The organism is Staphylococcus sp. GDY8P85P, from assembly GCF_017892405.1.
Classification (GTDB): Bacteria; Bacillota; Bacilli; order Staphylococcales; family Staphylococcaceae; genus Staphylococcus; species Staphylococcus borealis.
Window position 1 is genome coordinate 4,958 of sequence record NZ_JAESLA010000008.1, and the last position, 888, is coordinate 5,845.

General features: G+C 25.3%; 1 protein-coding gene. It reads left to right on the forward strand.

Going from position 1 to position 888, the window contains the following annotated elements; translation table 11 throughout:
* Positions 1 to 58: 58 nt before the first annotated feature.
* Positions 59 to 888, forward strand: an 830-nt coding sequence (locus tag KA828_RS01745; protein ID WP_210125298.1) for a putative RNA methyltransferase, incomplete at its 3' end; no start/stop codon positions are given.

Sequence of the window (888 nt, forward strand, 5' to 3'; positions counted from 1 at the left end):
AAAGCAATTGGAATAAAGCAACTTTGTTATTTATAATTATTTGATTGGAGGTGTGAATATGTTTTTTAAGTGTTCTATATGTGATGAAAAATTAAAGAGAGGTTATAAAACTTTAGCATGTGAGAATAACCATACTTTTGATATTGCAAAAGAGGGTTATTCGAATTTAATTTCAGGGCATAAAAAAAGTAAATACGATAAAAAATTGTTTATTGCTAGAAGAGAATTGAATGATAGTAGCAATTTGTATTCGATATTAATTTCAAAAATCATAGAAATTATTAAAAAATATGAGATTAAAACTAAAAATAATGTGATAGATGTTGGTACTGGTGAGGGTTATATTTTAAATGAAATTAGTAAAACATTTCTTGGTGAAAATGAATTCTTAGGTATAGACATTGCAAAAGAAGGTGTAAAAAAAGCAGCAAAATCATATAAAAATATAAATTGGTTGGTTGCTGATCTAGCTGATATACCAGTTATGAATGGGAATGTAGACTTTTTAATTAATGTGCTTAGCCCTTCTAATTATGATGAGTTTAAAAGAGTTCTAGATAAAGAGGGGAAATTGATAAAAATAATTCCTAATAGTGATTATTTAAAAGAAATAAGGAATATAGTCTTTAGTAATCATAAAAATAAGGATTATGATAATTCTGAGGTTATAGATTTATTTGAAGCTAATTTTAATAAAATTGAAATGATAGACATTAGTTATAAGGTTAAATTAAATAAAGAAGAATTGAATAAATTACTTGATATGACGCCTTTAACGTGGAATTTAAGTGACGTAGAAAAAGAAGGAATAATTAAGAAAAACTTAAGTGAAATTACGATGAGTTTTAAGGTTTTGGTTGGTGGTTTAGTAAACGAGTTTCTTCTTGT